This is a genomic window from Rhizobium sp. BE258 (assembly GCF_031457345.1).
Taxonomy (GTDB): Bacteria; Pseudomonadota; Alphaproteobacteria; order Rhizobiales; family Rhizobiaceae; genus Rhizobium.
This window is the reverse complement of sequence record NZ_JAVDWL010000009.1, coordinates 234,164-248,203: the sequence shown is the minus strand read 5'-3', so window position 1 is coordinate 248,203 and position 14,040 is coordinate 234,164. Positions and strand designations below refer to the sequence as shown.

At 61.1% G+C, this 14,040-nt stretch carries 14 protein-coding genes; 6 read left to right on the top strand and 8 right to left on the bottom strand.

Annotated elements, in window-relative coordinates; genetic code table 11:
* Positions 1-25: 25 nt before the first annotated feature.
* Positions 26-796 carry an ABC transporter substrate-binding protein gene (locus J2X43_RS27650; protein ID WP_112387471.1) on the bottom strand — a complete coding sequence of 257 codons (771 nt, stop codon included), beginning with the start codon at positions 794-796 and terminating at the stop codon, positions 26-28.
* 319 nt (positions 797-1,115) lie between these two features.
* Between J2X43_RS27650 and J2X43_RS27645 the strand changes: the two genes are divergently transcribed.
* On the top strand, positions 1,116-3,404 hold the full coding sequence (locus J2X43_RS27645; RefSeq protein ID WP_310300199.1) for an OmpA family protein: 2,289 nt from the start codon (positions 1,116-1,118) through the stop codon (positions 3,402-3,404).
* A gap of 50 nt (positions 3,405-3,454) precedes the next feature.
* Here the strand turns inward: J2X43_RS27645 and mobB are convergent, their stop codons facing one another.
* The 3 genes from mobB to J2X43_RS27630 are packed head-to-tail and all read right to left on the bottom strand — an operon-like array spanning position 3,455 to position 5,522.
* On the bottom strand, positions 3,455-3,976 hold the full coding sequence (mobB, locus tag J2X43_RS27640) for a molybdopterin-guanine dinucleotide biosynthesis protein B (RefSeq protein WP_310300197.1): 522 nt from the start codon (positions 3,974-3,976) through the stop codon (positions 3,455-3,457).
* The gene (mobA, locus tag J2X43_RS27635) at positions 3,973-4,605 is read right to left on the bottom strand and encodes a molybdenum cofactor guanylyltransferase MobA (protein ID WP_310300194.1); all 633 of its coding nucleotides are present in this window, start codon (positions 4,603-4,605) and stop codon (positions 3,973-3,975) included. The genes mobB and mobA overlap by 4 nt, the downstream gene beginning before the upstream one ends.
* 8 nt (positions 4,606-4,613) lie before the next feature.
* Entirely contained in the window at positions 4,614-5,522 is a 909-nt protein-coding gene (locus tag J2X43_RS27630) for a DMT family transporter (RefSeq protein ID WP_112539287.1), read from the bottom strand.
* 216 nt (positions 5,523-5,738) lie between these two features.
* On the opposite strand from J2X43_RS27630, the gene J2X43_RS27625 reads away from it, so the two are divergent.
* The gene (locus J2X43_RS27625) at positions 5,739-5,930 is read left to right on the top strand and encodes a hypothetical protein (RefSeq protein ID WP_112387188.1); all 192 of its coding nucleotides are present in this window, start codon (positions 5,739-5,741) and stop codon (positions 5,928-5,930) included.
* A gap of 29 nt (positions 5,931-5,959) precedes the next feature.
* Here the strand turns inward: J2X43_RS27625 and moaA are convergent, their stop codons facing one another.
* Positions 5,960-7,006, bottom strand: a complete 1,047-nt coding sequence (gene moaA / locus J2X43_RS27620) for a GTP 3',8-cyclase MoaA (protein WP_112539286.1) — start codon at positions 7,004-7,006, stop codon at positions 5,960-5,962.
* Positions 7,007-7,140: 134 nt separating this feature from the next.
* Here moaA and J2X43_RS27615 point away from each other — a divergent pair, with 134 nt between their 5' ends.
* Positions 7,141-7,515: a gamma-butyrobetaine hydroxylase-like domain-containing protein gene (locus J2X43_RS27615; RefSeq protein ID WP_112516058.1), complete on the top strand. Its 375-nt coding sequence runs from the start codon at positions 7,141-7,143 to the stop codon at positions 7,513-7,515.
* 25 nt (positions 7,516-7,540) lie between these two features.
* Complete coding sequence (locus tag J2X43_RS27610; protein WP_310300188.1) at positions 7,541-8,731, top strand: low temperature requirement protein A; 1,191 nt, start codon at positions 7,541-7,543, stop codon at positions 8,729-8,731.
* Positions 8,732-8,734: 3 nt separating this feature from the next.
* Here J2X43_RS27610 and J2X43_RS27605 read toward each other — a convergent pair whose 3' ends face one another.
* Entirely contained in the window at positions 8,735-9,202 is a 468-nt protein-coding gene (locus tag J2X43_RS27605) for a MarR family winged helix-turn-helix transcriptional regulator (RefSeq protein WP_112516060.1), read from the bottom strand.
* Between the two features lie 45 nt (positions 9,203-9,247).
* On the opposite strand from J2X43_RS27605, the gene J2X43_RS27600 reads away from it, so the two are divergent.
* Both J2X43_RS27600 and J2X43_RS27595 read left to right on the top strand, forming a co-directional pair.
* Positions 9,248-10,201, top strand: a complete 954-nt coding sequence (locus J2X43_RS27600; protein WP_310300185.1) for an alpha/beta fold hydrolase — start codon at positions 9,248-9,250, stop codon at positions 10,199-10,201.
* Positions 10,202-10,251: 50 nt separating this feature from the next.
* Positions 10,252-10,863, top strand: a complete 612-nt coding sequence (locus J2X43_RS27595; RefSeq protein WP_310300182.1) for a pyridoxamine 5'-phosphate oxidase family protein — start codon at positions 10,252-10,254, stop codon at positions 10,861-10,863.
* Positions 10,864-10,884: 21 nt separating this feature from the next.
* Here the strand turns inward: J2X43_RS27595 and J2X43_RS27590 are convergent, their stop codons facing one another.
* Positions 10,885-11,952: a GGDEF domain-containing protein gene (locus J2X43_RS27590; protein ID WP_112387195.1), complete on the bottom strand. Its 1,068-nt coding sequence runs from the start codon at positions 11,950-11,952 to the stop codon at positions 10,885-10,887.
* A gap of 381 nt (positions 11,953-12,333) precedes the next feature.
* Positions 12,334-13,941, bottom strand: a complete 1,608-nt coding sequence (locus J2X43_RS27585; RefSeq protein WP_310300180.1) for a fumarate hydratase — start codon at positions 13,939-13,941, stop codon at positions 12,334-12,336.
* Positions 13,942-14,040 lie beyond the last annotated feature (99 nt).

Sequence of the window (14,040 nt, the reverse complement as noted above, 5' to 3'; positions counted from 1 at the left end):
CTTTACAGGTCAGTTACAGTTTTTCTCAATCGCCGTAAACGTTGAAATCGAAGTACTTGTCCTGAATTTCCTTGTACTTGCCGTTGGCGCGGATCGCCGCGATCGCGGTGTTCAACTTGTCCTTCAGCGGGTCACCCTGGCGGACTGCGATACCGGCGCCGATGCCGTTGATTTCCTTGTCGACGGGAAGCGTGGTCAGGATCTTGCAGCAAGCGCCGGCGTCAGACTTGACCCACTGCGAGAGAACGACGACGTCGTCGATAACGGCGTCGATACGGCCGTTCGAAACGTCGAGCTTGTACTCGTCGGCGGTCGGGTAGAGCTTCAGCTCGGTATCGGCTAGGTGCTTTTCAGCATAGTTGGCGTGGGTGGTCGAGGTCTGGGCGCCGATCGTCTTGCCCTTCAGGCCGGCGACGTCGGTGATCGTCGAATCCTTCGGCACGGCGATTGCCGGCGGGGTGTTGTAGTACTTGTTGGTGAAGTCGACGAGCTTCGAGCGCTCCGGCGTGATCGACATGGACGAAACGATCATGTCGAACTTCTTGGCCTGGAGAGCCGGGATGATGCCGTCCCAGTCGTTGCTGACGAAGGAGCATTCAGCCTTCATTTCAGCGCAGAGAGCCTTGGCGATGTCGATGTCGAAGCCCTTGATCTCGCCGCTGGCGTCGACGAATTCGAAAGGCGGGTAGGTGGAATCGGTACCGATCACGAGCTTCTCGCCATCGGCCATTGCCGAGCCGGCGAAGAGGGACAACGCTGCAAGCGACGCTGCGGCGAGGAGATTGGAGATACGCATAGAGATCCTCTCTGTTGGCGACCGCTGCGTCTTCTTTTTATCCGCCAGCGGCCAGAATGCGGCGGGCATGATCACCGCCTTGACGCGATAATCAAACCTTTTTGCCGCAAATTGCAACTGGAATCCGCGCGCCTTTGTTGCGTCGCAAACTATGGCGAAGATGAACGGAGGCGGACCGGGGTGTTCATAGCGGGTTAATGGAGGTGTTCCTAAAAAACGCATGGAACAAATCCGGGCCTCGGAAATTTCGGTCCCGACTCAACATGCGGGGTGCGCGCAACAAGCACTCTGAAAAGCCAATAAGGAACGAGGAAACCCTATGGGAATGAAATCGAGATTGTTCGCCAGCGCTGCCTTTCCGCTGCTTTCGCTGACATTGGCCGTCACGCCGGTGCATGCGTCAGCGCTCGGCGGTACCGGCGCGGCGCAGTCGCCCCAGGCGATCAGCGGCTCGTATGAGGTTGCCCAGGATGCGCCTTCGGAAGAGGAATTGCTGAAGAAGCGCCACAAGCAGCCGGAGGCCGAACAGCAGCAACAGCAGGAGGCCGCTCCGCAGGCCGAGCAGCAGCAGCAGGAAGCGCCGAGCCGCAAGCAGCGCGAAGCCGCGCCGCAGGCCGAGGAAGCAGCCCCGCAGGCGGAACAGGCTCAGCCATCGGAAGAGCAGCAGCCGCGCCGCAAGAAGCGGGAAGCAGCCCCCGAACCGGAACAGGCTGTCCCTCAGGCCGAGCCGGCACAGCCAGCTGAAAACCAAGAACAGCCACGCCGCAAGAAGCGCGAGGCGGCTCCCGAAGCTCAGCAGCAGGAGCAGGCAGCTCCGCAGGCAGAACCTACCGAACAGCCAGCAGAGAAGCCGCGCCGCAAGCGCGACCAGCAACCTGAACAGCAGGAGGCCGCTCCGGCACAGAACGAAGGCCAGCGTCAGGTAGAGCAGGCGAAGCCGGAAGTAGAAAAGGCAAAGCCAAAGGCCGAAGAAGCCAAGCCGCAGACAGAAGAGGCCAAGCCGCAGGCCGGTGAAGCGAAGCCTGCAGTAACCGAAGAGGCACAGCCCGAGCAGCAGCGTCCGCGCAAGGGCGACAAGAAGCAGCCGGCGACCGAAGGCGAGCAGCAGCAAGAGCCTGCCGCAAAGCCCGGCAAGAAGAATGCCCAGCAGGCCGAGCAGCCTGCCGAAGGCAAGACGCCTGTGCCGACGGAATCGCCAGCCCCCGATCAGGCACCCGTACCGGCCGAATCGCCGGTACCGGCAAAGCCGCCGGTTCCGGCAGAACCCGGCCAAGCGCAGAAGCCTGCAGTCGAAGGCCAGCCGCAGCAGGGTGAGCAGCAGCCGGCTCCCGGTCAGCAGCCCGGTGCCAATACTGCGGAACAGCCCGCCGTGAACGGTCAGCAGCCGGTGGCCGAGCAGGCAATCCCGGCACCTGAAAAGGTGACGCCACAGGAGCTTGAGCGCCGCAAGCAGATCGCTGCCGATCCAAGCAAGAGCACGGAGACGGTGGTTCTGCCGGTCGAGAATGGTGCGGCCGTTCTCGATAGCGACAAGGATGCCGATCGCTCGGGTGGCCGCGATGGGCGCCGCCAGCGCGACAAGCAGCGTGCGGACGAGCAGCAGCCGGTCTTCGTGCCGAAGTCGGATGCTGATGCACAGCGCGCAGCTGGCGGCGAAGCCCGTCCGCCGGTCAAGATCGAAGCCGTTACCGCCGAGGAAGGCCGCCGGCTCGACCGCCGTCCGCAGTTCCAGCGTCCTGACGGCGCGCAGGTCGAAGGACGTGTCGGCGACGACAACCGCGTTCTGCTGCAGATCAACAACAATATCGTGGTGCGCAGCGACGACGACCGCCGCTTCATCCGCGATGGCGAACGGCCGATGTATGAGCAGCTGCCGCGTGACCGCTATCGCGAAACGATCGACCGCCCGGACGGCTATCGCATCGTGACGATCCGCAACCGCTATGGCGACATCATCCAGCGTTCGCGTGTCGATAGCCGCGGCCGTGAGTATGTCCTCTACTACTCGCCGGAGCTCTACGACAATCCGGATCAGGACTATTTCGAGGATCCGGGTGCCGATCTGCCGCCGATGCGTCTGCGGATCCCGGTTCGCGACTACATCATCGATACGAGCAGCGACCCGGATCGCGATTATTACGACTTCCTGCGTGAGCCGCCGGTCGAGCCTGTCGAGCGCGTCTACTCGCTGAACGAAGTGAAGTATTCGGCCCGTATCCGCGACAAGGTGCGCCGTATCGACCTCGATACCATCACCTTCGCCACCGGCAGTGCCGAAATCCCGATGAGCCAGGCGCGCAGCCTGCGCAAGGTCGCGGATGCGCTGAACGAGGTGCTGCAGAAGGATCCGAGCGAGACCTTCCTGATCGAAGGTCACACGGATGCCGTCGGCTCCGACCAGAGCAATCTGGTTCTCTCGGACCAGCGTGCGGAATCGGTCGCCAACGTGCTGTCGGATGTCTATGGCATCCCGCCTGAAAACATGGCGACGCAGGGCTATGGCGAGCGCTATCTGAAGGTCAATACGGCAGGTCCGAACCAGGAGAACCGCCGCGTTACCATCCGCCGCGTCACGCCGCTGGTGCGTCCGGTCGCCTCCAACAACTGAGGCAGGCCAATTAGGCAACATGAAAGCCGCCGGGCGACTGGCGGCTTTTTCTATGGCTGAAAGGCGGGAAGGCCGAGGGTTGCGGCGATGAAATCGGCGATCGCCAGCGTGTCGTCGAGGTCGAAGCGCGGCAGGGCCGTATCCGTGACGGGATGGTCGGCGGCGATCGCGCAGATATAGGGATCGGTGGGCGCCAGCGGTTCGCGCCTGGCGGCCTGCAGGCGCCGGGCCTCGATCTTCGGGATCTTTTCGTGCTTGTAGCCTTCGATCAGCACCAGGTCGCAAGGGGCGAGGCGAGCCAGTATCTCTTCGAAGGCGGGCTCTGGTTCGCCGCGCAGTTCGTGCATGATGGCATAGCGCGTGCCGGAGACGATCGTCACCTCATGCGCGCCGGCCTGCCGGTGGCGGTAGCTGTCGGCGCCAACCTTGTCGATGTCGAAGTCATGATGGGCGTGTTTGATCGTCGAGATGCGATAGCCGCGCCGGGTGAATTCCTCGACGAGGCGCACGGCAAGCCCGGTTTTGCCGGAGTTCTTCCAACCGGCGATGCCGAAGACCCGCGGGCCGCTCATGACGGCAGCGCCTGCAGCCAGCGCTCGGCCTCGATGAGATCGTCAGGGGTATTGATGTTGAAAAAGGGATCGAGCATGGCGGCACGAGTTGGGCGGAGCGGAAATTGAACTTCCGCAACGTCATGCCGTAACAGGAAGTCGCGGACGCGGCGCTTTTCGTCGGTTGCGATCCAGGATTCCAGATCTGCCGCGAGCGCGACCGGCCACAGGCCGAAGACCGGGTGGCTGCGGCCTTCCGATGCGGCGATCGCGATCTTTTCCGGGTGATCGAGCGCACCGATGAAATCTGCTACCAGTTCGGCCGGGAAGAACGGGCTGTCGATCGAGATGGTAACGAGGTGGCTGACGCCTTCGAGCTTCGCCGCATAGGCCATGGCAGCGTGGATGCCTGCCATCGGTCCGGCCTTGCCGGGGATGATATCCGGAATGAAGGCAAGGCCGCATTGCGGTTCGCTGCCGGCGTTGACGGCAACCGACGAGACTTGAGGCGAGAGCCGCGATATCGCGTGGTCCAGCAGCGTGCGGCCGCCGAGATGGGCAGAGGCCTTGTCGGAGCCCATGCGCGAGGAGCGTCCACCGGCGAGGATGACGCCCGGGATGTTGGTCTTCTGCGGCGGGAAATCGGCCATGGTGGATCTCAGACTGGGCTTCTCGGTTCGGATTCCTGCGCCAGCGGTGCAACGCGGCGCTTGGCCTCACGATAGAACGTATAGAGGCCGGAGGCGATGACGATCGCCGCACCCGTTAGTGTCCAGGCATCCGGCAGTTCGGAGAAGAACAGGAAGCCGAGGAGGCCGGAAAAGATCAGACTCGTGTAGCGGAAGGGCGCCACGAAGGAGACTTCGCCGGTCCGCATGGCCGTGATCACCGACTGGTAGCCGATCAGCACGAGAACAGAGGCGAGTAGCAGATGGGATAGCGCGGTCCATGTCGTCGGGTGCCAGCCGCCAAGCGGCGGCATCAAGAGGGCGCCGAAGAAGGCGACCGATATGGCGGTGACGACAGTCACCATCAGCGACGGAATTTCCGGATCGATCGAGCGTGTCGCGAGATCGCGTCCGGCTGTCGTCAAAACGCTGGCAACGCAGAGCAGGGCTGCCGGTGTAAAACCTTCCGGGCCTGGGCGGATGATGATCATCACCCCGATCAGGCCGACGAGGATCGCCGACCAGCGGCGCCAGCCGACCGGCTCGTTGAAGAACAGCGCGGCGCCGAAAGTGACCACCAGCGGCAGCGATTGCAGGATCGCCGAGGCATTGGCGATCGGCATCATTCCGAGCGCCGTGATGTAGGTGACGGCGGCCAGCATCTCGCAGATGACGCGCAGAATGATGATTGGCTTCAGAATGATCGTCCAGGAGCGCAGGGCGCCCATCTTGCGGGCTATCAGATAAACCAGGACGCTCGTGAACAGGCCGCGGATGAACATGATCTGCCCGGCATTCATGTCACCGATCACCGATTTCGAGAGGGCGTCGCTGGCCGAAAAACCGGCCATGGCCATGCTCATGAAAATGGCGCCCTGGGTATTGCGAGACCGCGGCATGCTAAGAGATTCCCGATAATGCTGAGGCCCTTTTAGAGGGGAAGAAGCGGGAATGAAATCGATTGCAAGTCACAGTGTGCATAAATCGATGGCGCAGTGCACAATAGGGCAACAGTCCGGCGCCGCGACGGCCGCTTGAACAAAAGCGGAGCGGTAGCGTTTCCCTCATGAGCGAAAGCAGCACGTCGCCGGCTTTCGAAATTCAGGGAGATCATCATGCCGACCGAAATTCCAAACCCTGCCGAAACGCCCCGCGGCCCAACGCCGACACCCGGGATACCGGATCGTGTTCAGGAGAAGCCGCCGCTGACGCCGGCCCAGGATCCGGCCGACAACAAGAACCCCAACGACCCGACGCCGCCCAATCCGGCATTGCTGCCGATCGGCGATCCCGCAGGGGCGGCGTAGCGCAGGCGGCTAGCGCAAATTCCAGGAGGTCACCCGCCGGTGACGCTCATGTGGCGTGCGACGGCGGGTTTTTTATGCGTGCGGTCGATGATGAAATCGTGGCCTTTGGGCTTGCGGGTGATGGCTTCGTCGATCGCCGCATAGAGCAGACCGTCATCTTCGGTGGCGCGTAACGCGGAGCGCAGGTCGGCGGCATCGTTTTGCCCGAGGCACATGTAGAGCGTGCCGGTGCAGGTCAGCCGCACGCGATTGCAGCTCTCGCAGAAATTATGGGTCATCGGCGTGATGAAGCCGAGGCGGCCGCCGGTCTCGCCGACCGTCACATAGCGCGCCGGGCCGCCGGTCTGGTAGCCGATATCGGTTAGCGTAAACTGCTTTTCCAGCGAAGCGCGCAGCTCCGAAAGCGGCAAATACTGGTCGGTGCGATCCTCATCGATTTCGCCCATCGGCATCGTCTCGATCACCGTCAGGTCCATGCCACGGCCATGGGCGAAGCGCAGCATGCCGGGGATCTCATGCTCGTTGAAATCCTTGAGCGCGACGGCGTTGAGCTTGATCTTCAAACCGGCCTTCTGCGCCGCATCGATGCCCTGCATGACCTTTTCCAGGTCGCCCCAGCGGGTGATCTTGTGGAATTTGTCCGGGTCGAGCGTATCGAGCGAGACATTGATGCGCCGTACGCCGCAATCATAGAGCTCCTCGGCATGACGGGCGAGCTGGGAGCCGTTGGTGGTCAGCGTCAGCTCCTCGAGGCCGGTGCCGACCTGCTTTCCGATCTCGCGGATCAAAAACATGATGTTCTTGCGCACAAGCGGCTCGCCGCCCGTCAGGCGGATCTTGCGGACGCCCTTGGCGATGAAGGCGGAACAGAGCCGGTTCAACTCTTCCAGCGAAAGCAGATCCTTCTTCGGAAGAAAGGTCATGTTCTCGGCCATGCAATAGGTGCAGCGGAAATCACAGCGGTCGGTGACGGACACACGCAGATAGCTGACGGCCCGTCCGAACGGGTCGATCATCGGGCTTGCATCCGCAACGAGCGGTGCAGCGCTTCCTATCGTGCCGACATTGCTGTTCACCAATACCTCCGCAATCATGTTAATGTGGTCATATGTGACTGTGCCGTCAAGGTAAACGGTACAGGCACACGGTAGATTGAGCTTGCCAGAAAACGCCTCAATGCCTACTCAACGAATGCGAACGGAGTGCAGCAATGAGCGACATCTGGCCCACCGAACTCAGGGTTTCGAAAGACCGGCAGCGTCTTGCCGTGACGTTCAACGATGGTCAGAGCTTCGATCTCTCGGCCGAAATGCTGCGTGTTCTATCGCCTTCGGCGGAGGTGCAGGGGCATGGTCCGGGGCAAAAGCTCACGGTTCCCGGCAAGCGCAACGTGGCGATCATAGCCATGACGCCGACCGGGAACTACGCCGTGCGCATCGGCTTCGACGATATGCACGACACCGGCATCTTCACCTGGACCTATCTGCGGGAACTCGGCGAACGGGGTGTCGAACTGTTTGCAGATTACGAGAAGGAACTGGCCGAAAAAGGCATGAGCCGGGACGTGGCGGAACAGCCGCGTTGATTGACAACAGCCATAGGGGGCATGGATGGCAGGAACTGCGATGAGAAACTGGCTCCGGGCGAAGGGCAGCCCGGGCGGCAGCAAGGTCACCTTTCTGGAATTGTTCTTCGACCTTGTCTTCGTCTTCTCGATTTCGCAGCTCTCACACGCGCTTGCCGCCCACTACACACCGCTCGGTGCCGCCGAAGCGGCGCTGATGACATTTGCGGTCTGGTGGGTCTGGATCTTCACGGCTTGGGTGACCAACTGGCTGGACCCCGATAAAATGCCGGTGCGGGCGATGCTGATCGTCCTGATGCTGCTCGGCCTCGTTCTATCCTCGTCGATCCCCGAAGCCTTCGGCGACAAGGGGCTGTTGTTTGCCGGCGCCTATGTGCTGATGCAGGTGGGGCGCTCGCTTTTCACCGTCTATGCGGTGCGGCATTCCAGCCATTCCAACTATCTGAATTTCACGCGTATCAGCATCTGGCTGGCGGTATCGGGTGTGTTCTGGATCGCCGGTGGACTGCTCGAGCATGAGGCAAGACTGATCGCCTGGGTGATTGCGCTCGCCATCGAATATGCCGGTCCTGCGTCTGGTTTCTTCGTGCCGGGTCTTGGCAAATCGACCACCGCCGACTGGGATGTTTCCGGTGCGCATATGGCTGAGCGCTGCGCTCTGTTCATCATCATCTGCCTCGGCGAGGCCGTTCTCGTCTCGGGCCGCACATTCTCCGAAATGCCGTTCTCGCCGATGACCGGCCTCGTTCTGGTCACCAGCTTTGCATCGACCGTTGCCATGTGGTGGCTCTATTTCCGTTTCGGCCATGAGCGGGCCGCGCATCGGATCGAACACGAGGAGACGCCAGGAAGTCTGGCACGCCAGGCGTTCACCTATGCGCATATCCCGATTCTGGCCGGCATCATCGTTGATGCCGTGGCTGTGGAATTCATGTTCTCGCATCCGCATGAGGTTGGCGATATCGGCATTGCCGCTGCCGTGCTTGGCGGGGCCGGGCTGTTCTTGGCGGGAAATCTCTGGTTCAAGGGTGCCGTCAGCGGGCGGGCGCCGCTCTCGCATCTGGCAGGCATCATCCTTCTGATCCTGCTGGCGTTTCTGTCGCCAGCCGTCGAAATCTACGTGATGGGGATTCTGGCAGCAATGGTGCTCGTCATCGTCGCGGTCTGGGAGTACCGGTCGCTGGGTTCGGCGGCTCCTGCGCCGACACTGCACTAACGATCAGTCGTCGTCCTTCAGGTCCTGCTGCAGCAGCGCGATGATCCGCTCCATGGAGCCAGCCATGGCCATGCATTGCTCTAACGGCTCATCCGAAAGCATGCGGTCGATCAGGTCGGTCTGGATCACCATGGCCTTTTCCGTCAACGCGCGGCCGTCTTCCGTCAAATAGAGCCGCAGCACCCGCTTGTCGCGCTCGTCGCCGCGCCGCTCGATCAGGCCGCGCTTTTCCATCTGCGGCAGCAGCATGCTCATGTTGGAGCGGCCGACCAGCAGCTTGCGGGCCAGATCTTGCTGCGTCAGGCCCTCGAAGCGGTAGAGATTGATCAGGATATCGAGATGCGGTGTCTTGATATCGAGCTCGGCCAGCGAGCGGCCGAGCGATTGCTGCATCAGCTGGCAGGCGCGGGCAACGGCGATCCAGCTGCGAAAACGCGGATGATCCCAGGGAAGGGATTGATTTTTGTTCATCGTTGTACTTTATTGTTCAGTGTTGAACATTATTGGATTCCCACTATGGCAAACTTTGCGCTTGCGGTCACCCGCTTCGGATTTCGCGCGCTGCAGGCTCTTTCGCCCGATCTGGCGGGCGAGGCGGCCTTCCGCCTGTTCTGCCGCACGCCTCCGCTGCGTCCGAAGGGGACAAAGGCCAAGACCGCACACGCGGCCGGCGTCTCGTGGCTGAAAGACGCGGAACGCATCGCGATCCGGCTTGCGAACGGCCGCTGCGCTGGAGCCTACAGGATCAATGGGGGACCGAGAGGGCAGCGCAAGCGCTATCTCGTAACCCACGGCTGGGGCTCGGGCATGGCCTATATGACCGATCTGATCGCAATGCTGGCCAAGGACGGTGCCGAGGTCATCGCGCTCGATTTCCCGGGACATGGAATCTCCGGCGGACGCTCGCTGCATATGGGCATGGCGGTGGAGGCGATCGCGGCAGCCCAAGATCGTTTCGGCCGATTCGATGCCGCCATCGGCCATTCCTTCGGCGGTGCAGCTTTGATGGTATCGGCGACCGGCATCTTGCCGCAGATCCACAAACTGGAAGCGGAAAAGATCCTCACCATCGGATCGCCAAGCGAGATGGCCTGGCTGTTTCATGATTTCGGCCGGATGATCGGCCTTGGCAAGCAGGCGCAGGCGGCCTTGGAGCGCAAGGTTCAGCGCGTAACCGGGCGCAAACTCGCCGATTTCGATGTCGGCACTTCGGCTGGCCGTCTCGCAGTGCCGGTTCTTGCCGTCCATGCCGAAGACGACAAGGAAGTAAACGCCTATCATGCGCGGCGCTATGCAGCGTCGGGAGCGAATGTCAGACTCTTCTGGGCCAACGGTTTCGGCCACCGCCGGATTATCAGTGCCGAATCGGTGCTTCAGGAGATCAGGTCGTTTCTCGATGCCGTGCCAGACAAGACCGATGCGGAGATCGTTTCGCTTTTCGAGCTTCCGGTGCGGCGCGCGTCATTGTAGCGTCATCTTAGGCGGCTAATGAAAGCCGTGAACCAGGATGGCAGGCGATCATGAAAATCATCAGGACCGTGGAAGAGCTCGGCCAGATCTATGCAGGCGGGTTGACGCAGGCTTCGGTTGCCAAGGTCACCAAGGTGCTGACGCCGCTCTACCGGCAGATGATCGAGGCGTCGCCGTTTGTGGCGCTCGCGACAGTTGGACCTGAGGGTCTCGACTGCTCACCGCGCGGCGACATTGGCGGCGTCGTCAGGATCGTCGACGAGAAGACCCTCCATCTTCCGGACTGGCGCGGCAACAATCGCGTCGATTCGCTTTCAAATATCGTTCGCGATCCGCGATTGGCGCTGATGTTTCTGGTGCCCGGATCGAACACGACGATGCGGATCAATGGCCGCGGCGTGGTCTCTGATGACGAGAGCCTGCTCGAAAGCTTCGAGATGGACGGCAAGCATCCGCGCACTGTCGTGGTGATCACTGTCGATGAAGTCTATTTCCAGTGCGCCAGGGCGCTGATGCGCTCGCAGATCTGGAACCCGGAAACCTTCGCCGATCCGGCAAAGCTGCCGACACCGGGTATGATGCTGAAGGCGGCGGCCGGCGATTTCGATTACGAAACCTATGACCGCGAATGGGCGGGACGGGCTGCGAAAACGATGTGGTAGCGCGTCACCGGATGGCGATGGTCAGGCCTTGTAGATCAGCCAGCTCTTGGTGAAGTCCTTCTGCATGCCATCCTCATAGAGGACGCTGCAGTTGCGGCCGGCGTGCTTGGCGCCGTAGAGGGCGATATCGGTCTTGTAATAGAGTTCTCCGGCGTCGTCGGCATGCGATGCCATGCAGACACCCATGGAAACGGTCACCGGGCCATAGTTGATCCGGGTGCGGGAGTTCTTGAACGGCGTCGCTTCGAGGGTCCGGCGGATGCGCTCGGCCATGCCCATGACCTCTTCCTGCGTGTTGCCGTCGATAATCAGGGCAAATTCTTCGCCGCCCGTGCGTGCCACGAAGATATCGCGGCGGACATTGGCGCGGATAACCGAGGCAACTGTGGCAAGAATCTTGTCGCCGACCGGGTGGCCGTAGGTGTCGTTGATCTTCTTGAAGTTGTCGATATCGGCCAGCACCAGAGCGGTCACCGGCTTCAGGGCGACGTTGTCGAAAACAGCGGCGAGCCGGTCATCGAAGGCGCGGCGGTTCGACAGGCGGGTCAGCGAGTCGGTGTTGGCGATGCGCTTGTACTCGTCGAGTTCCTTGCGGACCTCGTCCATTTCCTGCGAGCGTTGCGCGACATTCTCGACGGTGCGTTCGCCGTGGGCCATGGTGTCGCCGGTTGCCTGGGTCAGCAGGGTGATGGCGTTTTCGAGGAGATCGACACTGGTGGTGTTCTTGGTGTTGATGCGGCGGTAGGTTTCGCCGAGCAGCTTGTTGTAGCTCTCGAGAGAGGTCTGCTCCTGGCGCAGCACTCTGAGCAGTCCCTCAAGTTCGGCGGCGATGCGGGAATGGACATCGTCGAAGACGCGGGCGGGAGAGTGGGTAAAGTATTGCGAGCCGAGCTCGTCGAGTTCTTCCTGCGTCGCCTGTCCGCCCAGTGCCGCGAGATCGCGCGTCAGGGCCGGATTGGAACCGATATAGGCTTCGTAGAAGAGTTCGTAGTTGCGCGGGATTGGCGCGACGCCCATAGAACGCATGGCAAAAGTGATCTGGCCTGCGACATCCGGGATCTGCGCTTTCTGCGCTGCAGCCGTATTCATCCGGCATACTCCTCAAGGAATTAGAAAAGCAATCTTCTATTGGTTAGCTTAAATTCGTTGGGAAACAATTAAGACGATATATACCAACGATTACATGTGATTATTCTGGTTGCATATTCCAGAAATACTATAGCATTGAAAAAACTCAGGAATCTGAGGGATGCTCACACCTGAGGCTGTCTTCCGGCTGTGGCCGGTTGAAAGTTTCCCGGAAAATCTCTGAAAAAATTTGCATAAGCGTGTTCTTATTTCATTGACGGTGCCGGTAAAGGCGTCTCCCTTTTGTGAACGTGGCTTTGCCCTGCCGGCAGAGAGATATCAATATCATTGCTTCCGAAGCTATTTTGAACGCTCCGGAAGCTAATGCGTGTAGTCCCGGCATCAGCCGAGATTGAGTTCCTGGAAGAAGTCGTTGCCCTTGTCGTCGATGACGATGAAAGCGGGGAAGTCCTCGACCTCGATCTTCCAGACGGCTTCCATGCCGAGTTCCGGATATTCGAGAACCTCGACCTTCTTGATGCAGTCCTGTGCCAGACGTGCTGCCGGGCCGCCGATCGAGCCGAGATAGAAGCCCTGATGCTTCTTGCAGGCTTCGCGCACGGCGCGCGAGCGGTTGCCCTTGGCGAGCATCACCATCGAACCGCCGAAGGACTGGAACTGGTCGACATAGCTGTCCATGCGGCCCGCAGTCGTCGGACCGAAGGAGCCGGAGGCATAGCCTGCCGGTGTCTTGGCCGGACCGGCGTAATAGACGGGGTGGTTCTTCATATAGTCAGGCATGCCTTCGCCATTTTCCAGGCGTTCGCGGATTTTCGCATGCGCAAGGTCGCGGGCAACAATGATGGTGCCAGTCAGCGATAGGCGGGTCTTGACCGGATGCTTGGAAAGCTCGGCGAGAATGCCGGCCATCGGCTGGTTGAGGTCGATACGGACCATCGATTCCGACAGCTTCGTTTCGTCGATCTCCGGCATGTATTTCGAGGGGTCGGTCTCGAGCTGTTCGACGAAGATACCGTCGCGGGTGATCTTGCCCCTGGCCTGACGGTCGGCGGAGCAGGAAACGCCGAGGCCGATCGGCAGCGAAGCGCCGTGGCGGGGCAGGCGGATGACGCGCACGTCATGACAGAAATACTTGCCGCCGAACTGGGCGCCGACCCCCATCTGCTGCGTCAGCTTGTGGATTTCCTTTTCCATCTCGATATCGCGGAAGGCGTGGCCGCTTTCCGAGCCCTCGGTCGGCAGGTCGTCGAGATAACGCGTCGAGGCGAGCTTGACCGTCTTCAGGTTCATCTCGGCGGAAGTGCCGCCGATAACGATCGCCAGATGGTAGGGGGGACACGCTGCCGTACCCAGCGTCAGGATCTTCTCCTTGAGGAAGTCGATCATCCGGTCATGCGTCAGCAGCGATGGCGTGCCCTGGTAGAGGAAGGTCTTGTTGGCGGAGCCGCCGCCCTTGGCGACGAAGAGGAAGTCGTAGCTGTCGGTGCCTTCTTCATAAATATCGATCTGGGCCGGCAGGTTGTTCTTGGTGTTCTTTTCCTCGAACATCTTGATCGGCGCCAGCTGCGAATAGCGCAGGTTCTTCTTTTCATAGGCGTCAAGCACGCCCCTGGAGAGCGCCGCGGTATCGCCGCCTTCAGTCCAGACGCGGCGGCCCTTCTTGCCCATGATGATGGCGGTGCCGGTATCCTGGCACATCGGCAGCACGCCGCCGGCGGCAATATTGGCGTTCTTCAGCAGATCGTAGGCTACGAAACGGTCGTTGTCGGTGGCCTCGGGATCGTCGAGGATCGAGGCGAGCTGCTTCAGATGGCCGGGGCGGAGCAGGTGGTTGATGTCTGCAAAGGCGGTCTCGGCCAGCAACCGGATGCCCTCTGGCTCGACCGCGAGGATCTCCTGACCCTTGAAGCTGTCGACCGAGACGTAGTCGCTGCTGATCTTGCGGTATTGCGTCGTGTCTTTGCCGAGCGGGAAGAGATCGTCAGCCATTGGAAACCTTTCGAATGGGCTAGTTTGGAAGCGATCTAAATCCGGGCGCGGCGAAATGCAATGCGCTGGAGAAGGGTCTTGGTTCCGCCGCGGCAAAAA